General features: G+C 62.8%; 22 protein-coding genes. 8 read left to right on the top strand and 14 right to left on the bottom strand.

The genetic code is table 11. The features are described 5' to 3' along the window. Positions 1 to 11: 11 nt before the first annotated feature. A complete protein-coding gene (locus EFR00_RS06320; protein WP_009988203.1) occupies positions 12 to 506 on the bottom strand; it encodes a MarR family winged helix-turn-helix transcriptional regulator in 495 nt (164 codons plus the stop codon). Positions 507 to 888: 382 nt separating this feature from the next. On the opposite strand from EFR00_RS06320, the gene EFR00_RS06315 reads away from it, so the two are divergent. Both EFR00_RS06315 and EFR00_RS06310 read left to right on the top strand, forming a co-directional pair. Beyond that, positions 889 to 1,848 (top strand): acetylxylan esterase, encoded by a 960-nt coding sequence (locus EFR00_RS06315; protein WP_077989361.1) that lies wholly within the window; start codon positions 889 to 891, stop codon positions 1,846 to 1,848. Further along, positions 1,845 to 2,573, top strand: a complete 729-nt coding sequence (locus EFR00_RS06310; protein WP_077989360.1) for an esterase family protein — start codon at positions 1,845 to 1,847, stop codon at positions 2,571 to 2,573. Before EFR00_RS06315 ends, EFR00_RS06310 begins: the two co-directional genes overlap by 4 nt. 10 nt (positions 2,574 to 2,583) lie before the next feature. On the opposite strand, the gene dhaK is transcribed toward EFR00_RS06310, so the two are convergent. The 13 genes from dhaK to EFR00_RS06245 form a co-directional block, all read right to left on the bottom strand. Then, complete coding sequence (gene dhaK, locus EFR00_RS06305; protein ID WP_009983281.1) at positions 2,584 to 3,576, bottom strand: dihydroxyacetone kinase subunit DhaK; 993 nt, start codon at positions 3,574 to 3,576, stop codon at positions 2,584 to 2,586. A gap of 44 nt (positions 3,577 to 3,620) precedes the next feature. Continuing rightward, positions 3,621 to 4,034: a hypothetical protein gene (locus EFR00_RS06300; RefSeq protein ID WP_077989359.1), complete on the bottom strand. Its 414-nt coding sequence runs from the start codon at positions 4,032 to 4,034 to the stop codon at positions 3,621 to 3,623. Position 4,035: 1 nt separating this feature from the next. Then, positions 4,036 to 5,613, bottom strand: a complete 1,578-nt coding sequence (locus tag EFR00_RS06295; protein WP_077989358.1) for a putative PEP-binding protein — start codon at positions 5,611 to 5,613, stop codon at positions 4,036 to 4,038. Further along, positions 5,597 to 5,953 (bottom strand): HPr family phosphocarrier protein, encoded by a 357-nt coding sequence (locus EFR00_RS06290; RefSeq protein WP_077989357.1) that lies wholly within the window; start codon positions 5,951 to 5,953, stop codon positions 5,597 to 5,599. Before EFR00_RS06290 ends, EFR00_RS06295 begins: the two co-directional genes overlap by 17 nt. Beyond that, complete coding sequence (gene dhaM, locus EFR00_RS06285) at positions 5,953 to 6,351, bottom strand: dihydroxyacetone kinase phosphoryl donor subunit DhaM (RefSeq protein ID WP_009983349.1); 399 nt, start codon at positions 6,349 to 6,351, stop codon at positions 5,953 to 5,955. Before dhaM ends, EFR00_RS06290 begins: the two co-directional genes overlap by 1 nt. Then, entirely contained in the window at positions 6,348 to 6,968 is a 621-nt protein-coding gene (gene dhaL, locus EFR00_RS06280) for a dihydroxyacetone kinase subunit DhaL (protein WP_077989356.1), read from the bottom strand. The genes dhaM and dhaL overlap by 4 nt, the downstream gene beginning before the upstream one ends. A gap of 47 nt (positions 6,969 to 7,015) precedes the next feature. Then, entirely contained in the window at positions 7,016 to 8,656 is a 1,641-nt protein-coding gene (locus EFR00_RS06275; RefSeq protein ID WP_077989355.1) for a dihydroxyacetone kinase subunit DhaK, read from the bottom strand. 54 nt (positions 8,657 to 8,710) lie between these two features. After that, complete coding sequence (locus EFR00_RS06270) at positions 8,711 to 9,718, bottom strand: ABC transporter ATP-binding protein (protein ID WP_077989354.1); 1,008 nt, start codon at positions 9,716 to 9,718, stop codon at positions 8,711 to 8,713. After that, positions 9,711 to 10,808, bottom strand: coding sequence for an ABC transporter ATP-binding protein (locus EFR00_RS06265; RefSeq protein ID WP_077989353.1), 1,098 nt, complete (start codon positions 10,806 to 10,808; stop codon positions 9,711 to 9,713). Before EFR00_RS06265 ends, EFR00_RS06270 begins: the two co-directional genes overlap by 8 nt. Before the next feature lie 3 nt (positions 10,809 to 10,811). Then, entirely contained in the window at positions 10,812 to 11,030 is a 219-nt protein-coding gene (locus EFR00_RS06260) for a hypothetical protein (protein WP_064682447.1), read from the bottom strand. Continuing rightward, on the bottom strand, positions 11,027 to 11,980 hold the full coding sequence (locus tag EFR00_RS06255; RefSeq protein ID WP_077989352.1) for a carbohydrate ABC transporter permease: 954 nt from the start codon (positions 11,978 to 11,980) through the stop codon (positions 11,027 to 11,029). Before EFR00_RS06255 ends, EFR00_RS06260 begins: the two co-directional genes overlap by 4 nt. Then, entirely contained in the window at positions 11,977 to 12,945 is a 969-nt protein-coding gene (locus EFR00_RS06250) for a carbohydrate ABC transporter permease (protein ID WP_077989351.1), read from the bottom strand. Before EFR00_RS06250 ends, EFR00_RS06255 begins: the two co-directional genes overlap by 4 nt. A 118-nt stretch (positions 12,946 to 13,063) precedes the next feature. Next, on the bottom strand, positions 13,064 to 14,389 hold the full coding sequence (locus EFR00_RS06245; RefSeq protein ID WP_077989350.1) for an ABC transporter substrate-binding protein: 1,326 nt from the start codon (positions 14,387 to 14,389) through the stop codon (positions 13,064 to 13,066). Between the two features lie 70 nt (positions 14,390 to 14,459). Here EFR00_RS06245 and EFR00_RS32930 point away from each other — a divergent pair, with 70 nt between their 5' ends. The 6 genes from EFR00_RS32930 to EFR00_RS06220 all read left to right on the top strand — a co-directional run bounded on the left by EFR00_RS32930 (position 14,460) and on the right by EFR00_RS06220 (position 21,420). After that, positions 14,460 to 14,804: a hypothetical protein gene (locus EFR00_RS32930; protein ID WP_164519011.1), complete on the top strand. Its 345-nt coding sequence runs from the start codon at positions 14,460 to 14,462 to the stop codon at positions 14,802 to 14,804. 114 nt (positions 14,805 to 14,918) lie between these two features. After that, entirely contained in the window at positions 14,919 to 16,364 is a 1,446-nt protein-coding gene (locus EFR00_RS06240; protein ID WP_077989349.1) for an MFS transporter, read from the top strand. Between the two features lie 189 nt (positions 16,365 to 16,553). Beyond that, a complete protein-coding gene (locus EFR00_RS06235) occupies positions 16,554 to 17,618 on the top strand; it encodes a sensor histidine kinase (protein ID WP_038689563.1) in 1,065 nt (354 codons plus the stop codon). Positions 17,619 to 17,839: 221 nt separating this feature from the next. Further along, the gene (locus EFR00_RS06230) at positions 17,840 to 18,391 is read left to right on the top strand and encodes a DUF924 family protein (RefSeq protein WP_039620449.1); all 552 of its coding nucleotides are present in this window, start codon (positions 17,840 to 17,842) and stop codon (positions 18,389 to 18,391) included. A gap of 124 nt (positions 18,392 to 18,515) precedes the next feature. Further along, positions 18,516 to 21,041 carry a mechanosensitive ion channel family protein gene (locus EFR00_RS06225; RefSeq protein ID WP_039620447.1) on the top strand — a complete coding sequence of 842 codons (2,526 nt, stop codon included), beginning with the start codon at positions 18,516 to 18,518 and terminating at the stop codon, positions 21,039 to 21,041. Positions 21,042 to 21,153: 112 nt separating this feature from the next. Further along, positions 21,154 to 21,420 (top strand): hypothetical protein, encoded by a 267-nt coding sequence (locus EFR00_RS06220; protein WP_038689555.1) that lies wholly within the window; start codon positions 21,154 to 21,156, stop codon positions 21,418 to 21,420. The last annotated feature ends 4 nt before the right edge of the window (positions 21,421 to 21,424 follow it).

The raw sequence follows: 21,424 nt of genomic DNA, 5'->3' as shown, positions 1-21,424 counted from the left end.
ATGGGCCGCGATCATGATTTTTGCGGCTCCGCCTGTGCCCGGAGCAGGTTGTCGCGCAGCCGCGTCACCGATTTCTGCACGACGGGGAAATCCTCGCCGAGGCCGACGGCGTCGGTCAGGGCGGAGCCGGGATCCGTTTCCAGAAGATTGCGCCCCGCTGGCGTCAGGCTGACACGCACCTGCCGTTCGTCGGCGGGATCGCGATGGCGGGTGATAAAGCCGGCCGACTCCAGCTTCTTGAGAATGGGCGTCAGCGTGTTGGATTCGAGGAACAGTTTTTCTCCCAGCATGCTGACCGTCTGGTCGTCCTCCTCGGAGAGGGCCACCATGGCGATATACTGGGTGTAGGTCAGGCCGAGCGCGTCCAGGATCGGCTTGTAGGCGCGGCCGAAGGCGAGATTGGCCGAATAGACCGCGAAGCACAGGAAGGTCGAAAGCTTACGGACCTCACCGCCACTTCCAGGAGAGGCGGGTACAGACTGTTTTGCGGCCTTGGACGTGGGCATGGGTTTATCCTGTCTCGGTTACTAGCGCAATATATATATATCGCATCCGATTAAATCGCAATGGTGATGGCGTGATTTCAGGTGACCGCCCGGCCGTCGCCTACCGTAGAGCTGCGGGCGGCGGCCAGATTCGGCGTCGGACGTATCAGCCGAATTTCCAGCGCGTCCAAGTCCTTGGGCGCTGGGAGACTCACTTTTAGGCTCGTCTGGAATCCACAGCGCGCGCCGTGACTGGATTCCTGTGACAAGCATAGGAATGACGGAGGCGGGGGCGGTCTGCTCCATCGGACCTTTAGCCCGCGTAGCCTTGCGGCGAGAGCAGACGGGCAAGTAGCCGCCACTTAGCCTTGCATGGCCGGTGCTTTCACGCGACAAAGTCCGGATGAGCATTCCCGCGACACATCCTTTCGCCTTCGATCCCACTTACGGCATGCAGCTCGACGAGCTGCTTGCGGTCGAGCCGCCGGAGGAGCCGGATGGGTTCGACCCATTCTGGGAGGCGCGGTATCAAAAGGCGCTGACCGTCGATCCGCAGCCGGCGCTTTCCCGCAGCGAGCTCACCCATCCTGACTGGCACGTACTCGACCTCGTCTATCTCTCCACGAATGCGTTCCGGATCGGCGGCTGGCTGCTGCTGCCACGCGAGGGGGAGGTGCGGCGCGGCCTGGTCGTCGGGCATGGTTACGGTGGACGCGAGCGTCCGGATTTCGACCTGCCGGTCACCGAAACCGCGCTCATCCTTCCCTGCTGCCGCGGGCTGTCGCTCAGCGCTCATCCGCCGATTTCCGAGAATCCTTCCTGGCATGTGCTGCACGATATCGACAAGAAGGATTCCTATATCATCGGCGGCTGCGTCGAGGATATCTGGCTTGCCGTCTCGACGCTCGTTGCGCTCTATCCCTGGCTGTCAGGGCATATCGGCTATAGCGGCATCAGCTTCGGCGGCGGTGTCGGGGCGATGGCGATCGCCTATGATGACCGCATCGACCGCGGGCATCTGGCGCTTCCGAGCTTCGGGCACCAGCCGCTGCGCCTCAAGCTGCCGAGCGTCGGCAGCGCGCAAGGGGTGCAGGAATATCAGGCAAAACATGGAGACGTGCTGGAAACGCTGCGTCTCTACGATGCGGCGACAGCGGCGCGGCGGATCAAGGTGCCGATGCTGACGGCGGTCGCGCTTTTCGATCCCGCCGTCGCGCCGCCCTGCCAGTTCGCTGTCGCCAATTCGATACCGAAATTTAATGAAATCTTCATCCTGGACGCCGGGCATTTCGACTACCCTGGAAGTGCTGAGCAAGAGGCGGTTCTCCGCGACAAGATCGGACAGTTTTTCAGGGTGTCATGAACCGCGAATATTTGCGCTGGTACAGTCAGCGTCTGCATCGAGACATGGAGATGCTGGTGTTCGGCCATGCCGGCGCCAAGGTGCTGGTTTTTCCGACGCGGGAAGGGCGATTTTTCGAATATGAGCAGCTCGGCCTGGTCGCCAGCCTTGCCGACAAGCTGCAGGCCGGCCATCTCCAGCTCTATTGCATCGAGGGCCTGGCGGCAGACAGCCTCTACGGCTTCCATCGGCATCCGGCCGAGAGCATCCGCCGGCATGCGGCGCTGGAGGATTATATCCTCAACGAGGTGCTGCCGCTGATGGCGGCGAAGAATTCGCATGACTGCACCATTGTGCATGGATGCAGCCTCGGCGCCTTCCAGGCGGCGAGCCTCGTCTTCCACCACCCGCATCTCTTCCGCAAGCTTGTCGCCTTTTCCGGGCGCTACGACCTGACGATGAAGGTGGAATCCTTCGGCGACCTGTTCGACGGCTATTACGACGACAGCGTCTATTTCCACACGCCAACACATTTCCTGCCCGGCCTCGGCGCCGACTGGCGGCTCGACAGGCTGCGCGAGATCGACATCGTGCTGACCATCGGCGATGCCGATCCCTTCCTCGCCAACAATCGCTATCTCAGCCGGCTGCTGGGCGAGAAGAATATTCGCCATCAGCTGCATGTCTGGGACGGCCGCGCTCATCGCGCCGGCGCCTGGCGGAAGATGGCGCCACTTTACATCTGAATACTGTGGGTCACGGCCAATATAAAGCCGCCGTTGCCACCGGCGCGTCCCAGAGCGAGCGCTCCTCGTCAGTCAGCAAAGCGAGAGTAACGGACAGTCCCTGCATGTCGAGGGAAGTGACGTAGTTTCCAACAAGCGAGCGCTCGATCGGGATGCCGCTCTCCTCGATGAACCGGCGGGCACCGTTATAGGCGAGGTAAAGTTCGGCCGGCGGCGTGCCGCCGAGGCCGTTGACGAAGAGCAGCGCCCGGGCGCCCGGCGCCGCGGCGATGTCACTGATGATCGTCTTGCAGAGATGGCCGACGATGGCGTCGGCGGTGGCGAAGGGCTGCCTGGCATGGCCGGGCTCGCCATGGATGCCGACGCCCATTTCCATCTCGCCGGGTTCGAGCGCAAACGTCGTGCGCTCGGTCTGCGGCACCGTCACGCCGTTCAGCGCCACCCCCATCGAGCGGATGCGTGTGTTCAACCCTTCGCCGAGCTGCTTCAGCTCGTCAAGCGACATGCCGCGTTCGGCCGCAGCACCCAGGATCTTTTCGACGATCAGCGTTCCGGCGACGCCCCGACGGCCTCGGCTTTCGCCTGTTCTCGACGTTTCGATATCATCACTGACGATGACCATGTCGAGGCGGTGGCGCTCGCCAGCCATCTCGATCGCCATTTCGAAATTCATCAGATCGCCGTCGTAATTCTTGACCACGAGCAGGCAGCCGGCGCCGGTATCGGCTGCTTCGATGGCGGCAATGATCTGGCCCGGCGTCGGCGAGGTAAAAATGTGGCCGACACAGGCGGCGTCCAGCATTCCGTGGCCGACGAAGCCGATATGCATCGGTTCATGGCCGGCGCCGCCACCTGATATGAGCGCCACCTTGCCCGATGTAAGATGGCGGCGGCGGATGAATCTGCGCTCCGGCCCGAACATCACGAAAGTCTCATGGGCGCGCACGAAGCCTTCGACGCTTTCGGCGACCATGGTTTCCGCAGTGTTCATGAACTTCTTCATCAAGCCCCTCCCAAGGCCAAGGGCATTACGTTACGTCAAGCATGTCACTCGTCATTCCGCACCGATATCGCGACGATCTTCTGCACCAGATCGGAGATCGCCTCTTCCAGCAGGCGGTTTTTCCTGTCGTCGCCGAAATCCGGCACCATCAGCGACAGGTGCCGCAATTTCTCGGAGTGGCCGAGATCCGGCAGCTTGCCAGGATGGGCGGCCTGATAGGCTTCGAGGAAGCGTTCCTCCTCAGTGGCGCTGAAATGGCAGACGCGGACGATCGTCGCGAGATGGCGCGCCGGCAGCGGCGTCGCATAGGTCGGGCTGGTGATCTGGGTGACGAAGCTTCGGTGTTTTCCAAGTGCCGTTGCCAGGCGCTGGCGCGTGCCCGAAGGCCTGTTGTCGATGATCTGCGCCAGAATGGACTTGTAGGCAATAATGGCGTCTTCGGTGTCTTCGCGCGCCATCCTACTCTCCGGCTGCCCTTGTGCCATCGGCGTTGAGCCCGATGATCGCCGATCTTATCGCGGGACGCCGGGCCGGCGCCACGGAAAAATGCCTGAGGCCGGCGGCGAGCAGTCCCGGCAGATAGCCGGGGTCGCCGGCCATGTCGCCGCAAATGCTGACCGGCTTGCCGGCGGCGAGCTTCACCGCCTGGGCAATCAGCCGGAGCACGGCGGGGGCTGCCGTGGCGGCATCGGCATCGATGTCGTCACGGGCGGAGGCGGCAAGATATTGCGTGAGATCATTGGTCCCGAAAGAAAAGAATGAAGCCGACCCAAAGGTGTCGAGCATCAACGCGGCTGCCGGCACCTCCACCATCATTCCGATCGGCGGCATTCGGTGAAGCAGGCCACGGCGGCCGAGCTTTTCGGCTTCTTCGCGAAACAGCTCGCGCATCCTGTCGATCTCGTCGGGCAAAGTCACCATCGGCAGCATCACCGAAAGCCTGCCGAAGACAGCGGCGCGTAGCAGGGCGCGGGCCTGGACGCGGGCGATTTCAGGCCAGGCAAGCAGCAGCCGGATGCCGCGCAGACCCGAGGCCACGGCAGGCAGATCTTCAAGGCCGGGGAGCGGTTTGTCAGCGCCAATGTCAAGCATTCTAATGCTCACTGGCCTGTCGTCCGCCTGTTCCAGCACGCGGCGATAGATCGCCAGCTGCCGTTCCTCGTTGGCAACATCGGCGATCGAGGTGACCGAAAATTCCGAGCGCATAAGGCCGACGCCTGCCGTTGCCGGATCCAGCGCGCCGATCTCGGCGGGATCGTTGATGTTGATGGAGATGAGGATCGGCACGCCGTCCGCCGTGCGTAGCTCGCCGCTTTCGGTTTGCCTGTCGGCGGGGGGAGTTCGTGCAGGCACCGGCGATGGGATCAGCATGCCGCCCGCCTTGAGGAAGACCGCACCGGCGTCGCCGTCCACCCTCACCGGATCTCCGTCCACGGCGGAAAAGCGGCCCGTGCCGACCACCATCGGCACGGACTTCGCCCGCGCGAGCATAGCGACATGACCGGCGATGCTGCCAGAGAAGAGCGCGATGCCACCGCCTTTCGACCAGTCATGGGCGAGAAAGCGGCTCGGCTCCATGTCCTTGCCGACAAAGACGGAGCCTGGCGGGAAATCGGCGGTCGGGGTGCCGGAGAGCGCATCGAGCACACGATTCTTGATGTCGAGAATATCGACGGCACGCGCCCGCATCTGCTCTTCGTCGGCCGTTTCGAGTTCAGCGATATAGGCATCCAGAGTGGCGACCCAGGCAAAGACGACGTTCTGGTCCTCTTCCATGCGTGCGCCGGTCGCTTCGGCGATGCTGGGATCGCGCAGTACCTCGATTTGGAAATCGATGATATCGCGGCTTTCGGCGTCGGCCCCCTCGGCAAGCCGCTCAAGCTCGCCGATCGAGATGTCGATCGCCTTCTCCAGCGCGCCGTATCCGCCGGCGGTCTGGGGCGCACGACCAGCACCCGACCGCTCGGCCAGAAAGGCCGGGCCGGATGCGATGCCCGGGGATGCGCTCTTTGCTCTCAGCCTAAGCGGTTCGGCCATGTTTTTTTTCCTCATCGAAGTTGCGCTCGATGAGTTCCTTCAACGCGCGGATCGCCTCTTCGGCGAGGATGCCGTTGGCGCGGATCCTGAGGATCGAACCTTTGCGGATTCTCGCGCCCATGATCTTGATGATGCTCTTGCCGTTCAGCCAGACATCGCTGCCGTTGACTGCGATCTCGATCGAACAGGGGAAGGATTTGGCAAGCCGCGTGAAGGTGACCGACGGGCGGGCATGCAGCCCCACGCCATGCTTGACTTCCACCTCCGTCTGGCAGTTCACCTTAGATGGCTCGGGCAATGGCTCGGGCTCCTGTTTTTCTATTCGCAATCCGCTGGTCATCAGGGGGACAGCTCCTCGGCTGTAGCGACGACCTTGGCCAGGGACGCGCCACCCGACGCTTCGGCGGCAGCGATGACGGCTCCCTCGACCAGCGGCGCGTTGCAGATGGAGACGAGGCCCGAGCGGGGAAGCCCCAGCATTTCGATCGCCATCTCGCTGTTGGTTTCGGCGCCGCCGAGATCGACGAAGACGGCAACGCCGGCATCGGACCAGGCGGCCTCGATCGCTCTCAGGATGCCGCCGGCATCGGTGCCGAGTTCGCCATCGACATTGCCGCCGGACCAGGAGAGCGGCACGCAGTCGCCGACCATCTGCCGCACCATGTCGGCGATACCCCTGGCCACCAGCGGCGAGTGGGAGACGATCACGATACCCACATTTGCGGTTTTTCCATTCATTCCGGACGATGCTCCCCGAGATAGCGGCAGATCGCCGTGGTTAGCAGCGCGCAGCTCGACGCTCCGGGATCGACATGGCCGATCGAACGTTCGCCGAGATAGGCCGCGCGGCCGCGCATTGCCTTCATGTCGGCAGTGCGGCTGGCGGAGCGTTCGGCCTTGCGGGCAATGTCACCGAGTGGAGACCGAGCCTCCAACTCGGCATGCACAGGATAGAGCACGTCGAGCAGCGTCTTGTCGCCGGCATGCGCGCGCCCGCGCCTTGCGACGGCATCGATCGCCTTTTTCAGCACCAGCGAAAAATCGGCCTTTTCCTCGCTTTTGCGAAGCTCACGGCCGATTTCCATCAGCAGCGTGCCGTAGAGCGGGCCGGCCGCACCGCCGACACTCATGACAAGCGTCAGGCCGATCTTTTCCACGGCGTCAGCGAAGGGCAGGCTGGACAGGCTTTCGCCTTCGGCGCTCACCGCCTCGCAGCCGCGCCGCATGTTGGTTCCGTGATCGCCATCGCCGATGGCACGATCGAGCGCGCAAAGGTGATCGGTGTTTTCCGCGATCGTCGCGCGGCACACCTCGATCAATCCCGCAACAAGCATCGGTTCCGCCTGCACTGTCATCCTCCCTGTCGTCGCATCTCCCGCGCGGCTCTCAAACCTTACTCCGGTCAGGCGAGGCTTGCCACCACGCCGAATGCGCCGGCAACCGCGACGGCACCGGGATCGGCAACGCCAAGTAGATCTCTTTCGCCGACATAGGAGGCGCGTCCGGCGCCGGCCTTCGTCATCGCCTTGGTCGATTCCGCACCCGCTGCCGCAGCTCTGGCCGCCGCGGCGAGATCGCCGGAGGCGAGCGCCTGCAGGGCAGGCGACAGCGCATCGACCATCGTCCGGTCGCCGACTGCGGCTCCGCCATAGAATGTCATCCTGTCCAGCCCGGCAAGGAGGGCTGCCGATAAATCGGCTCTGTCGGCCATGGCCTTCGCGGCAGCGGTGAAGAAGATCGACAGCAGCACGCCGCTCGATCCGCCCATGCTGGCGCCGAGGATATCGCCGAGCGAGGCAAGTGTTGCCGCCGGCCGGTCGAGCGGCAGCGTGTCGAGGCGAGCAAGCACGCTGCGGGCGCCTGACGCCACCGTCGAGCCGGTGTCACCGTCGCCGACGCGGCCGTCCAGCCGGTTGAGTTCGCTTTCCCGAGAGATAAGATGCTCGCAGAGCGCCGTGATCAGGCGGCGGTTGCGGGCGTTCTCCCCGGCCGCAGCCGCGCCGTTCAAGCCGGCAGCCGTCCTCGGTGCGGCGATGATCCGGATCTCGTGGCGTTCGACCGCCGGCATCCAGGCATGCGGCTCGACCGCCGCCATCAGCGCCGCATCGCGAGCGTCATCCAGCCGAATCAGCGACAGCGAGAAACCGTTCATGTTGAGCGCGGTCATCATCGGCCCCGGGCCGATGATCAGCCGGACGCGGCGGCCAAGCGGCGAGGACAGCACGGCATTGGCAATCACAGCCATTTCCAGCGGCGGCACCGCGCCGAGATTGTTGATGAGGAGGGCATGGCTTTCCCCCTCGCGCAGCGCAGGCGACAGGCGCGCCACCATGGTGGCGACGATATCTGCGACCGGCTGCAGCGTGATGCGCTCGACGCCAGGCTCACCGTGGATGCCGAGGCCGAGTTCGCCTTCGTTCTCGCCGAGGCGGTCCTCATGCGCCTGGCCAGGCACGCTGCAGGTGGAGAGAGACATGCCGAGCGACACGATGTCGCCGGCAGCAGCAGCGGCATGGGCCGCGACCGTCTTCAGGTCGTCGCCCCTTTCGGCGTGGTAGCCCGATATCTTATGAACGAACAGCGTGCCGGCGACGCCACGCGGCTGGTTGATACCGGGAATGGCGATATCGTCGGCAACGATGACCATCTCGACATCGAAGCCCTCGGCGCGCGCCTTTTCGGCGGCAAGGCCGAAATTCAGGCGGTCGCCGGTATAGTTCTTGACGATCAGCAGGGCGCCTTTTGGTCCAGTGACGGCGCGGATCGCCGTCAGCACCGCATCGACGCTCGGCGAAGCGAAGATTTCGCCGGAGACGGCCGCCGTCAGCATGCCCTTGCCGACGAAGCCGGCATGGGAGGGCTCATGGCCTGCGCCGCCGCCCGAGATGATCGCCACCTTCGACTTGTCCCAATCCGCGCGCAGGATGACCTTGATATCGGGGAAGCTGTCGAGGCGGGCGAGACGATCGTTGCTGCTCGTCAGAAGCAGACCATCCAGAGCTTCGGTGACGATGTTTTCCCTGCGGTTGAAGAAGTGTTTCATCGATTGAGACCCGTCTGTTTGTTTCTTCATGCCATCGTCACGTCTGTTTGCCGGTCAGGACAGGCGCTGTCCAGCCGCATCGAAATAAAGGGGATCGCGCAACGCCAGACTGATCCGGTCGCCCGGCGCGATCGCCAGATATGGATCAGCAAGTGTAACGAGCTTGTGATCGCCCGCCCTGATATGCAGATGGTTCTGGTCGCCGAGATGTTCGATCCAGTCGATCTCGGCATTGGCTTCCTTGCCGACGGTGATGTCGAGATGCTCGGTACGGGCGCCGACCGTCTTCGTGCCGGCCGGCGGCTTGCCGCCCGGAAGCAGGTCCGCCGGCAGAAAGTTGATATGCGGTTGGCCGAGGCGGGCGGCGACATGCAGGTTGGCGGGATTGCCGTAGATCTCGCGCGGCGTTCCCACTTGCATCAGCTGGCCCTCGGCGAGGATGCCGATGCGGTCAGCCATCGTCATGGCTTCCACCTGGTCGTGGGTCACATAGAGCAGTGTCGAGCCCAGCTCCTTCTGGATGCGCTTCAGCTCCAGGCGCAGTTCGGCGCGCAGCTTGGCGTCGAGCGAGGAGAGCGGCTCGTCCATCAGATAGATCGCCGGCCGGCGCACCAGCGCGCGGCCGATAGCGACACGCTGCATCTCGCCGCCGGAAAGCCTGGTCGAGCGGTTCTCCAGCTTGTGGTCGATCCTGACCATGCGCGCGACCTCTCGCACGCGCCGGTCGATCTCCTCCGCGCTCAGCTTGCGGACCGGCGCCTTCAGCGGGAAGGCGAGGTTCTCGTAAACCGTCATGTGCGGATAGAGCGAATATTGCTGGAAGACGAAGGCGACATCCCGTTCGGCGGGCGCTTCGGCCGCGACGTTGCGGCCGCCGATCTCGATGCGGCCGCCATCTGGCTTTTCGAGGCCGGCGATCAACCGCAGGGTCGTCGTCTTGCCGGCGCCTGTGGGACCGAGCAGCACGACGAATTCGCCGTCGCGGATCGACAGATCGAGATCGGACAGAGCCTGGGTATCGCCGAAGTGCTTATTGAGGTTTCTGAGGACGACATCAGCCATTCCGGGTCTCCTGATAGAGCTGGGAGGGCACCGCGCGGCCCGACGTGCAGTCGAAGAGCGCGAGTTTTGCCGGGTTGAATTCAAGGCCGACTGTCTCGCCGATCCGGAAGCTGCGATTGGCGGGAACGCGGGCCTTGATCAGGCCGCCCTGGGTTTCCACGGCCACGACCTGGTTGGTGCCGAGATATTCGCTGCCGTAGACGGCGCCGCGCAGCCGCGAGGCGTCGCTGAAGCGGATATGCTCCGGCCGCACGCCGAGCGCCAGCTCGCTTTGGGCCATGTCCTGATGGATCTCCGGAACGGCGACATCGACGCCGTCGAGCAGGATGGAGCGGTCACCGCTTTTCAGGCCCGAGATGAAGCGCATGAAGTTCATCGGCGGCGAACCGATGAAATCGGCGACATACATCGTAGCCGGCTTGGCGTAGATTTCCTGCGGCGTGCCGAACTGCTCGATGACGCCATGGTTCATCACGGCGATCTTATCGGCCATCGCCATTGCCTCGTGCTGGTCGTGTGTGACGTAGACGGTGGTGGCGTGGATGCGGTTGTGCAGTTCGCGCAGCTCGTGAACCATGATCTCCCGGAACTCGGCGTCAAGCGTGCCGAGCGGCTCATCCATCAGGAAGCATTTCGGCCGGCGGACGATAGCGCGGCCGAGCGCTACGCGCTGCCGATCGCCGCCCGCAAGCCCTGAGACCGAACGATCGAGGATATGGTCGATCTGCAGCAGGCGGGCCGTCTCTTCGACTCGCTGACGGATCTCGGCTTTGGGCATGCCCTGCGACAGCAGCGGGAAGCCGATATTTTTGCGCACGTTCATATGCGGGTAGAGCGCAAAGAGCTGGAAGACGAAGGCGATGTCGCGGGCGCTGGCGCGGTTGAAGGTGACGTCCTCGCCATCGAGATAGATCCTGCCGCTTGTCGGCAGTTCGAGCCCCGCGATCATACGAAGCGTCGTCGTCTTGCCGCAGCCGGAAGGCCCGAGCAGCGCCAGGAACTCGCCGTCATGGACGGTGAAGCTCGAATCCTGAACGGCGACGAAGCTGCCGAATTCCTTGCGGAGATTTTCAATACGGATGTCCGCCATGGTTCACTCCGGGAACTTCGAAACGATGATGAACATCACGGTACCCAAGAGCAGGGTCACCAGCGAATAGGTGTAGAGCACCAGCAGGAAGGGCTGGAACAGCATCAGGAAACCGAGCCCGATCAGCACGGTTGCGATGTTTTCCATCGGGCGGCGGCGCAGAAAGAATGACCGTTTCGGGCGGGCAGGGGTGCGGGTGCGTGTTTCGATCAGGTGGCTCATTTGCGGACGGCTCCGAAGGTGATGCCGCGCAGCAGCTGCCTGCGCAATAAAATGGTGAAGACGAGGATCGGGATCAGGAAGATCGTCGTGCCGGCGGCAACGGCCGGCCAGTCCTGCCCGCCTTCGCCGATGATCGTCGGGATGAAGGGCGGTGCGGTCTGGGCCTCGCCCGAGGTCAGCAGGGCGGCGAAGGCATATTCGTTCCAGGCAAAGATGAGGCAGAAGATCGCGGTCGCTGCGATGCCGGTGGTTGCCTGCGGCAGCACGACCTTGCGGAAGGCCTGCAGCCTGGTATAGCCGTCGATCATGGCCGCTTCCTCGTATTCGCGCGGGATCTCGTCGATGAAGCCTTTGAGCAGCCAGACGGCGAGCGAGACGTTGACGGCAGTGTAGAGCAGGATCATGCCCAGGGCCGTGTCCGACAGGCCGAGCTCGCGGTACATCAGGTAGACCGGGATGGCGACGGCGATCGGCGGCATCATTCGCGTCGACAGGATGAAGAACAGCAGGTCGTCGGCGAGCGGGATCTTGAAGCGGGAGAAGCCATAGGCGGCGAGCGTGCCGAGGAAGACTGCGAGGAAGGTGGAGCCGAAGGCGATCACCAGCGAATTGACGAAGCGCGGCAAGAAATTCGACGGACCGGCGATAACCATGTTGCGCTTGCGCGTCACCTCATCACAGGCGCCGACCGGAGCCGGCAGCGAAGCGATATAGTCAGGGGTCTGCCGGGTGCGCGTCGTGAACAGGTTGCAATAGCCTTCGAGAGACGGCGTGAAGACGATCTTCGGAGGATAGCTGATCGAATCCGGCGGCGACTTGATGCTGGTCAGGAAGATCCAGACGAGCGGGATGAGGGTGATCAGCGCGTAGAGCACGACGATCGTCCCGGCGATGCGTTTGCTGGACAGGCTCGGTACGACGACCGAATGGGCGGAGTTGGCGGCGCTCATCGTTGCTTCACCTTGTTCAATGCCTTGACATAGATGTTGGCGAGGCCGAACACCGCGACGAAGAGGACGATGGCGAAGGCCGAAGCCCGGCCGGTCGCCCAGCTTTCAAAGGCGGCGCGCTTCAGCGTGATCGAGGCTACCTCGGTGACCGAACCCGGCCCGCCGCCGGTGAGCAGCGTCACCATGTCGAACATCTTGAAATTCTCGATGCCGCGGAAGAGCACGGCGAGCATGATGAAGGGCAGGGCCATCGGCACCGTGATCGACCAGAATTGGCGCCATGGCGAGGCATGGTCGACCTCTGCCGCCTCGTAGATATAGTCGGGGATCGAGCGCAGGCCGGCGAGGCAGATCAGCATCACATAGGGCGTCCACATCCAGGTATCGACGATGATGATTGCCCAGGGCGCCAGTGTGACGTTGCCGAGCATCTGGATATCTGAGGTCGGAACGCCTGATACCAGCGAGACGGCATAGGCGAAGAGCCCGATCTGCGGCTCGTAGAGAAAGCGCCAGAAATTGCCGACCACGGCGGGCGACAGCATCATCGGGATCAGGATGATCGTCGTCCAGAAGGCATGGCCGCGGAACTTGCGGTCGATGAGATATGCGAGTGTAAAGCCGATCACCGTCTGCAGCACGATCGTCCAGAAGACGAAATGCGCAGTGGTCTGCATCGCCTGCCAGATATCGGGATCGTTGAGAACGCGTTCGTAGTTTCCAAGGCCGACGCCCTGGACCGGCGCATTGGGCCGGTTGGCGCGGTAATTGGTGAAGGAGAGATAGACCGCCCAAAGCAGCGGGAAGATATTGATCGCCAACAGCAAGGTGATGGCCGGCGCAATGAACAGCCAGGCGATCGCCCTGTCGGAGAGGCCGCGAACGCGCCTGGCGACCGAGACCGGCGTTGCCCTTGCTGTCGCATCGGCCGCCTTCTCGACAATGGAGGAATGGGAAATGGTCAATTTTTCACCCGGTCTATAGGGATACGGAAGATCTGGCGGCCCGGCTCGTCTGCCGATCCGGGCGCCATCCTAGTCAGGATGGCGCGCAGAAGGATGCCGACTGTCGCGTCGTCCGGCACTAGATCTTGCCGTCGTCCTTGAAGACGTCGCTCCAGTCCTTCACCAGGCCGTCGAGCGCTTCCTTGGCGGTGCCGTTGCCGGCGACCACGTAGTTATGGACGCGCTTCTGCATGGCCTGTAGCAGCGAGGCGTAGCTCGGCTCGGCCCAGAAGTCCTTGACGATCGCCATCGAGTCCAGGAAGGCCTGGGCATAGGGCTGGCTCTTGGTAAAATCCGGCGCGTTGACGACGGAGTTCAGGCAGGAGAACCCGCCGAGCTCCCACCATTTGGCCTGCACTTCGGGCTGTGCGAACCACTTGATGTATTGCAGGGCGGCGTCGCGCTTGTCGGAGTAGGACACCACAGAAATGCCCTGGCCGCCGAGCTGGGCGAAATGCGCCTTTTCAGCAGGATTGGGGAAGAAGCCGATCCTGTCGCCGCCGACCTTCTCGTCCTTGTAGAGGCCGGGCCAGGTGAAGGCGAAGTTCATCTGCATCGCGACTTGGCCGGATTTGAAGGCGTCGGCGGATTCGACCATATAGACGTTGGAGCTGCCGGGCGGAGTGCAGCAATCATAGAGCGACTTGTAGAATTCGAGACCCTTGACCGCGTCGGCCGAGTTGACGAAGCCCTCCATATCGTAAGGCTTCTTCGGGTTGTCGTACTGGAAGCCCCAGTCGTAAAGCACGTTGGTTACGCCCATGGTGATGCCTTCGGAACCGCGCTCGGTATAGATCGAGGCGCCGTAGACGGTCTTGCCGTCGATCTCGCGCTTCTGGAAGAACTCGGCGATCTGCTTCAGTTCGTCGTAGGTCTTCGGGGCTGCGAGATCGTGGCCGTATTTCGCTTTGAATTCCTTCTGCAGTTCCGGCTTCTCGAACCAGTCCTTGCGGTAGGTCCAGCCGACGACATCGCCCATGGCGGGCAGCGCCCAGTAGTTCGGCGTGTTCTTCGGCCATTCCGAGTAGCCGACGACCGTCGCCGGCACGAAGTCATCCATCTTGATGCCTTCCTTGCCGAAGAAGTCGTTGAGCTTGACGTAGTGGCCGTTCTCGGCCGAGCCGCCGATCCACTGGCTGTCGCCAATAATGAGGTCGCAGAGCTTGCCATGGGAATTCAGCTCGTTGAGGAAGCGGTCGGCATAACTCGTCCAGGGAACGAATTCGAACTTCATCTGCGTGCCAGTCTTGGCGGTGAAGTCCTTCGACAGCTCGACCAGCGCATTGGCGGGGTCCCAGGCGGCCCAGCACAGCGTCAGTTCATCGGCTTTGGCGAGATTGGGCAATGCCGACGACATGACGAATGCCGCGGACAGCCCAAGAAGGGCTTTCGATGTTTTCTGCATAAGTTCCTCCCAGAACCAATGCCGGCTCCCCGCCGGCGTCGCATGTTCACCCGTTTTAGAGAATGCTCACATGAACTCCTCAATCATCATGTTTAGCAATATGTTTAGTGATACGCATTTTTATAAACATTGCAAGGCACAATCGTCGCTGCAGCGCACGCGCCGCGTCGGTCGGCGGCAGCGGGTCCGGCCCTCTATTTCCGAAAATCCGGGAAATTTCTGCGGCAGGCGTACCAATGGGACGAAATCTGGCCTCGCGGCGATATGGGCCGCAGGATATGGAGTCGACGCCGCTCCTGTTTTCCCGGGAGGGTTCAAACTTGGCCTCGCTTCGGCGGGGCTTTTTCTTTGGGCCGACCGCCGGCCGTATCGGGAATATTCTGTCCCACTGCAAGATTTAGCCTTTCCGGCCTGATGCAACGGGCGTATTCAGCCAACGCGCGGCGTCGTTCGCGCGCTTCCCGCGGCAGATCCTCCGATCGGCTCCTTCCAGTTTCCCGCCGCGCCGACAATTCGCATTGTGAGATCGATGACCACGGCAGAGACAAGCGAGAACCGGCAAGAGGCGGCAAGCGGCCGCCAGGCGAAGATCGTGGCGCTGGTCGTTGCCGTCTCCTTCTTCATGCAGATTCTCGACGGTACGATCGTTGCCACCTCGTTGCCGCAGATGGCGGCAAGCTTCGGCGTGCAGCCGGTGTCGATGAGCATCGGCATCACCGTCTATATGCTGACGATGGCGGCCTTCATTCCGCTGTCGGGCTGGCTCGGCGATCGCTTCGGTGCGCGCCGTGTCTTCCTGATGTCGATCGGCGTCTTCACCGGCGCCTCGCTGTTCTGCGGGCTGTCCGGCAGCCTTATGGAATTCGTGCTGTGGCGCGCCGTCCAGGGGGCGGGCAGCGCGCTGATGACGCCGGTCGGGCGCATCATCGTGCTGAAGAACGCCCGCAAGTCCGAACTCGTCCAGGCGATTGCGCTGATCACCTGGCCGGCGCTGACCGCGCCGGTGATCGGCCCCGTGCTCGGGAGTTTCATCACCACCTATGCCAGCTGGCACTGGAATTTTCTCATCAATATCCCGATCGGTATTCTCGGCATGGGACTGGTGCTGCGCTTCGTGCCGGAGCAGCGCGAAGCCGACACCGGCCGTCTCGATCTCGTTGGCTTCGTGCTTAGTGCGGTAGGGCTCACCTTCCTGCTCGCCGCCCTGGAACTCTCGGTCAAATGGGAAGGCGGGCTCCTGCCGGTCATATCCATGCTCGCAGCCGGCATCGTGCTCTCCGTCATGGCGACGCGGCATTTCCTCGCAGTCGACAATCCGCTTCTCGACCTTTCGGCCTTCCGCGTACAGACCTTCTCGATGTCGACGCTGTCGGCGGGCACGGCCTGCAGGGTCGCCGTCAATGCGACGCCGTTCCTGCTGCCGCTATTGTTCCAGCTCGGTTTCGGGCTGAGTTCAATTGCCGCCGGCACTTATCTGCTCGTCTATTTCCTCGGCAATCTCGGCATGAAGACGGTGACGACGCCGCTCCTGCGCTTGTTCGGTTTCCGCACGGTGCTTGTGCTGAATGGGCTAATCGCGGCGTTTTCGATCGTCGCCTGCGGGTTTCTGACGCCTGACACGCCGCAGTTTTTGATCCATGCGCTGCTTTTTCTTGCCGGCCTGTCGCGGTCGATGGAATTCACCGCGCTGAACACGCTGGCTTTCGCCGATATCGGCCCGGCGCAGCGAAGCTCGGCCTCGACGCTGTCGAGCATGCTGCAGCAGGTGTCGATGCTGCTCGGCGTGGCCGTGGCGGCCGCCGTGCTCAACATCGCGGCGGCTCTCAGAGGCGCCGAGACGCCCGTTCTTGCCGACTTCCGCTGGGCCTTCGTCTTGGTCGGAGCGATCGGGGTCGTCTCGTCGCTGCGCTTCATGCAATTGCCGGCGGAGGCGGGAGCGGAAGTTTCGGGTCATCGGAAATTCCGGAAAAACTAACCCTGCCGACGGAGCTTATCAAGCCGCTGTCGATGCCGGTTTTCCAATATCGTCCTTGTGCGCAGCCTGCGACAAGAGCGAGGGATAACGGCTGTTTACCTCGGGCGATCGATGCAATACGACATTGCCATGCGGACGAGTCGGACGCTTGCGGTCCGTCGTCGCTGCGGGAGAACGCCGGGAGACGGAATGAGCAATTCTAGCGGCGATGCGGATGTCCTGATCCACATCCTCTATATCGACGATGACGAAGGGCTGGCATTGCTGATGCAGAAAAACCTGCTTCGGCGCGGCTTTTCGGTCGAGTGGGCTAAGAACGGCGCTGCCGGTCTGGCGAGACTCGGCGAAGGCGGAATCGATGCCGTCGTGCTCGATCATGTGCTGGCCGACGAAACCGGCCTCGACATTCTACCCTGCATCACGGCGATGCCGGATCATCCGCCGGTCATCTATGCGACGGGTTCGGACGATACCAGCATCGCGGTCGCGGCGCTGAAGGCGGGTGCCGACGACTACGTACTGAAGGGGATTTCGGCCGATTATTTCGATCTGCTCGCGGCTGCTCTCGAACAGGCATTGGAGCGGGCGCGTTTTCGCCGCGAGACGGCGCAGGCGCAGGAGGTGATCCGCCAGCAGCGCGATCTTGCCGAGATGCTGCTTGCCGAGGTCAATCACCGCATTGCCAACAGCCTCGGGCTGGTCGGCGCACTAATCCGCATGCAATCCTCGATGACCAAGGACCAGGTGGCGATCGACGCGCTGCACGAAACGCAGATGCGCATCAATGCCATCGCCAGCGTGCACCGTCGGCTTTATACAAACCGGCAGGTCGGATCGGTGCAGCTTGATGAATATCTGAACAGCCTGCTGACCGAACTCGAAGCGTCTATGCGTGACGACAAGCGGCCGCACCGTATCATGCTGACTGCCGCACCCGTCAATCTGGCAACCGACAAGGTTATCACGCTCGGGCTGATCGTCAGCGAACTCGTCACCAATGCCTTCAAATATGCCTATCCGGACAGCGTGACAGGCGAGATCCGCGTCAGCGTCGACCAGATGGAAGAGGTGCTGAAGGTTATCGTCGAGGATGACGGTGCCGGGTTCGATCCGGAGAGCCCGGCAAGGGGAACGGGGCTCGGTACGCGTATTTTGACTGCCATGGCTGCAAGCTTGAAATCGGATTTCGCCTATGATCCCGGTCATGACGGGACGAGGGCGACGCTGGTGTTTTCGTTGCAGGAGGGGAAGTAGGACGTGTGGTGCAGGGCGTGCCGTGAGGCCCCTCATCCGCCTGCCGCACCTTCTCCCCGAGGGGAGAAGAGACTCGTGGCACCGTCTCGATTCCCCTTCTCCCCTTGGGGAGAGGTGCCCCGTAGGGCGGATGAGGGGGGCCTCACGGCACGGCGTTACCCTTTTTCCGCAATAGCTTACTGACATCGCATCATCAAACCTGACGCAAGGGGAGGACAGACATGACGACGATCCGCACGCCGCGTGAAGTCTATGATTTCTGGTTCGTTCGATGCGGCCGGGAGCTGTGGTTCCAGCCGCCGCCGGAACTCGACGTGGAGATCCGCGATGTTTTCCGCGATACCCATCTGGCGCTGGCCGCAGGCATCAGTGACGAGTGGCGGGCCGATCCGATATGCCGGCTGGCGGCGGTCATCGTGCTCGACCAGTTCCCCCGCAACATCTATCGCGGCACGCCGCTCGCCTTCGCAACTGACGGACTGGCGTTGCGGGAAGCCAAGCTCGCGCTCGCGGCCGGTGCCGACAAGGCGGTCGAGGTCGCCTGTCGCACCTTCTTCTACCTGCCGTTCGAACATGCCGAAAACCTCGACGAGCAGGAACGTTCGGTGGCCTTGTTCACGGCGCTTGGCGACGCGGAATATCTCGATTATGCCATCCGGCATCGCGACGTGATCGCCGCCTATGGCCGATTTCCGCACCGCAATGCTATCGTCGGACGGGAGGCGACGGCTGCGGAGCGCGACTATCTCTCCCGGCCCGGCGCCGGCTTCTGAGTGCTTTCATGCATCGGTTCGATTTCGCTGCGAGGCGCTTTAGGCATCTTCCGCCTTTCTGTCGCCTTTGTTTGCAATGAAAAGCTGACATTCTATCCCGACGACAACCTTCCCGGAGGCGCTTTTGCGGCTGAGAACGATCCTGCTTCGTACAATTCTTCTGATGACGCTGGCGTTTGCCGGGGCGCATTTCGAGAGTGCTGCAGCCTTGGCGCAGGAGCCGCAGACGCAGGCGGCGGCAGAGACGCCGATTGTCGATACGCCATCCGATCAGGCGGCGAAGGAACTCGAAAAGGCGAAAGTCCAGCTTGGTTCGCTTCAGGACAGCGTCAAGCAGAACGCCGATAATGACGATGCCCTGGTCGGGATTGCGGCCAAGGCCGACGAACTCAGCCGCGCCGTCATCACTATCTCGGTCAATCTCAGGCCGCGTTTCGATCAGATCAAAAACCGCCTTGGCGAGATCGGCGATGCGCCGAAGGACGGACAGCCGCCCGAGGCTGAGATCGTTACTCAGGAACGCAATGCGCTTGCCGCCGAGCGTGCGCAGATCAATGCGGTGACAGGCGACGCCGAAAACCTGTCGATCGCGGTGACGAAGCTTGTCAACGAAATTATCGAGATGCGACGACGGCTTTTTGCCGATACGCTTTTCAGACGCACCGAAATCTCCGTCTCGGTGCTCGACGATGCCGCCGGCGCTTTCGTGCACGAGGTCAGCGAATTCTCGCAGGCCCTGTCGAGCTGGGCCGCCTTCGTCTGGAAGTTCAAGCGCTTCCCGTTGTTTGCGGCGATCTTCCTGTCGCTCGCCTCGGCGCTCATTCTGCTCTCCGGCAGCTACCGGCTGTTTGGCGCATATCTGCGCCGCGATGAGGCGGTCGAGAACCCGTCCTATATCGGCCGGCTGTCGATTGCCTTCTGGTCGACGTTGATCCGCACCCTGGCGCTTGCGGTACTGCTCGTCACCTCGTTCTTCTTCCTCAATAGTTTCAATGTGCTCAGGCCCGATATCGCACCCGTCATCGGCGCGCTGTTCGGCACGATCGGGCTCGTCTATTTCGTCGGCCGGTTCGTCAACGCCATCTTCGCGCCGCGCGAACCGCGTTGGCGGCTGGTGAAGCTTTCCAATCTCGGCGCCCGCTCGATCGGCTACTGCCTGCTGGCGATGGCTGTCGTCAACGGGCTCGACTATCTGTTCGGCACCGTCAGCGAGGCGATGGGTTCGCCACTGGTGCTGACGGTGGTCAGGAGCCTGATCGCTGCGCTCATCATAGGCGTGATCCTGATCGCTGCCTCCTTCGGCAAGCCGATACTGGCAAGAAGCGGCGATCCGGATGCGCCGGGCCGGCATTGGCCGCGCGGCATGGCGATCATCCTGCGCGTCGTCGGCGCCGGCCTCATCGTCACGGCGCTCTCAGGCTATGTCGGGCTGGCACGCTTCGTCGCGACGCAGCTCATCATCACGGGCGCAGTGGTCGCCACCATGTATGTCGGCCTGCTCTCAGGCAAGGCGATCTCGCGGCAGGAGAGCTTCGGCGATACCTTCTTCGCGCGCTTCCTGACGCGCCGCTTCAATCTCGGGCCGGTGGCGATCGACCAGGTCGGCTTGCTCGTCGGCCTTGCGATCTATGCGGTGGCGCTGCTCGTCGGCATCCCGCTGATCCTGCTGCTCTGGGGATTCCATGTGCAGGACCTGCAGCTGATCGCCTACCGGCTGTTTACCGAGGTCAAGCTTGGCGGCATCAGCATCTCGCTGCTCGGCATCTGTACCGGCATTCTGCTGTTTGCCGGCGTCTACCTGTTGACGCGCTGGTTGCAGCGCTGGCTCGACGGCAATGTCATGGCGCGAAGCCATGTCGATCTCGGCGTGCGCAATTCGGTCAAGACGGGCATCGGCTATCTCGGCGTAGGCATTGCGGCGATCATCGGCGTTTCGGCCGCCGGCATCGATCTGTCGAGCTTTGCGCTCGTTGCCTCGGCGCTCTCGGTCGGCATCGGTTTCGGCTTGCAGAACATCGTCTCCAACTTCGTCTCCGGCCTGATCCTGCTGGTGGAGCGGCCGTTCAAGGTCGGCGATCATGTGGTTTCCGGCACGGCCGAAGGCATCGTCAAGCGCATCTCGGTGCGCGCTACCGAGATCGAAACCTTCCGCAAGCAGTCGATCATCGTGCCGAATTCCGAGCTGATCAACGGCCTGGTCGGCAACTGGACGCACCGCAATAAGATCGGCCGCTCGGAAATTCCAGTTTCGGTCAGCTACGACGCCGATCCGCAGAAGGTGATGGACATCTTGCTGGAACTGACGGCCAAGGTTCCGCTCGTCATGCGCAATCCGGAACCGCATGTCGAATTCCTGCGCTTCGGCCCCTATTCGCTGGATTTCGAGCTGCGCTTCTTCCTCGCTGACATGGGCGACAGCATGACGGTGCGCAACAATCTGAGGATCGAGATCCTCCAGCGCTTCAAGGCCGAGGGCATCGAGATCCCGTTGCCGCAGAGCGATCTGACCATCCACCGCGAGGCGCCCGCGGCCATCGCGAACGAGGGCAGGGACGTCAGGCCCAGTTCCGCGGACGGGGCTGCCGGCGACGATGAACATCGGGTGCGACAGCTGCGCGGCCGCACCGCCGAGGCCAGTCTGAAGAGCTGAACGGCTCATTCAGCCATCATTCACAGGTCGATGTGCATGATCCCTCGCATCGGGATCGCTGCCGAGGGCAGCACCGATCGTTCGAGGGGAGGGCGCACCCGCGCCGCCGCACATGATGGCAAGATTTGCCGCCGTTCTGCTTATCCCGCTGCTTGCCGCGCCGGCGGCCCATGCGGCATCCGTCACCAACACCGATCCTGCAGCCGTGGTGCTTGTCATCACCGAGGGCGGCCAGCGCGTCGAGGTCGTCGTCGATGCCGGGGCTTCGGAAAATCTCTGCACTTCTGGCTGCTTCATGACGACGCCCGACGGTGACCGCATCGGCCTCGATGGCGGCGAGACGATCGACATCATCAAGGGCTCCGCCGTCGTTAAATAAGGCT

Source organism: Rhizobium sophoriradicis (genome assembly GCF_003939025.1).
Lineage (GTDB): Bacteria > Pseudomonadota > Alphaproteobacteria > Rhizobiales > Rhizobiaceae > Rhizobium > Rhizobium sophoriradicis.
This window is presented reverse-complemented; position numbering and strand designations above follow the sequence as displayed.

Excerpts from the sequence above, each read along its gene's own strand:
- EFR00_RS06320 (WP_009988203.1), bottom strand. The coding sequence starts at position 506 with ATGCCCACGTCCAAGGCCGCAAAACAGTCTGTACCCGCCTCTCCTGGA.
- EFR00_RS06315 (WP_077989361.1), top strand. The coding sequence starts at position 889 with ATGAGCATTCCCGCGACACATCCTTTCGCCTTCGATCCCACTTACGGC.
- EFR00_RS06310 (WP_077989360.1), top strand. The coding sequence starts at position 1,845 with ATGAACCGCGAATATTTGCGCTGGTACAGTCAGCGTCTGCATCGAGAC.
- dhaK (WP_009983281.1), bottom strand. The coding sequence starts at position 3,576 with ATGAAGAAGTTCATGAACACTGCGGAAACCATGGTCGCCGAAAGCGTC.
- EFR00_RS06300 (WP_077989359.1), bottom strand. The coding sequence starts at position 4,034 with ATGGCGCGCGAAGACACCGAAGACGCCATTATTGCCTACAAGTCCATT.
- EFR00_RS06295 (WP_077989358.1), bottom strand. The coding sequence starts at position 5,613 with ATGGCCGAACCGCTTAGGCTGAGAGCAAAGAGCGCATCCCCGGGCATC.
- EFR00_RS06290 (WP_077989357.1), bottom strand. The coding sequence starts at position 5,953 with ATGACCAGCGGATTGCGAATAGAAAAACAGGAGCCCGAGCCATTGCCC.
- dhaM (WP_009983349.1), bottom strand. The coding sequence starts at position 6,351 with ATGAATGGAAAAACCGCAAATGTGGGTATCGTGATCGTCTCCCACTCG.
- dhaL (WP_077989356.1), bottom strand. The coding sequence starts at position 6,968 with ATGACAGTGCAGGCGGAACCGATGCTTGTTGCGGGATTGATCGAGGTG.
- EFR00_RS06275 (WP_077989355.1), bottom strand. The coding sequence starts at position 8,656 with ATGAAACACTTCTTCAACCGCAGGGAAAACATCGTCACCGAAGCTCTG.
- EFR00_RS06270 (WP_077989354.1), bottom strand. The coding sequence starts at position 9,718 with ATGGCTGATGTCGTCCTCAGAAACCTCAATAAGCACTTCGGCGATACC.
- EFR00_RS06265 (WP_077989353.1), bottom strand. The coding sequence starts at position 10,808 with ATGGCGGACATCCGTATTGAAAATCTCCGCAAGGAATTCGGCAGCTTC.
- EFR00_RS06260 (WP_064682447.1), bottom strand. The coding sequence starts at position 11,030 with ATGAGCCACCTGATCGAAACACGCACCCGCACCCCTGCCCGCCCGAAA.
- EFR00_RS06255 (WP_077989352.1), bottom strand. The coding sequence starts at position 11,980 with ATGAGCGCCGCCAACTCCGCCCATTCGGTCGTCGTACCGAGCCTGTCC.
- EFR00_RS06245 (WP_077989350.1), bottom strand. The coding sequence starts at position 14,389 with ATGCAGAAAACATCGAAAGCCCTTCTTGGGCTGTCCGCGGCATTCGTC.
- EFR00_RS32930 (WP_164519011.1), top strand. The coding sequence starts at position 14,460 with ATGAACTCCTCAATCATCATGTTTAGCAATATGTTTAGTGATACGCAT.
- EFR00_RS06240 (WP_077989349.1), top strand. The coding sequence starts at position 14,919 with ATGACCACGGCAGAGACAAGCGAGAACCGGCAAGAGGCGGCAAGCGGC.
- EFR00_RS06235 (WP_038689563.1), top strand. The coding sequence starts at position 16,554 with ATGAGCAATTCTAGCGGCGATGCGGATGTCCTGATCCACATCCTCTAT.
- EFR00_RS06230 (WP_039620449.1), top strand. The coding sequence starts at position 17,840 with ATGACGACGATCCGCACGCCGCGTGAAGTCTATGATTTCTGGTTCGTT.
- EFR00_RS06220 (WP_038689555.1), top strand. The coding sequence starts at position 21,154 with ATGATGGCAAGATTTGCCGCCGTTCTGCTTATCCCGCTGCTTGCCGCG.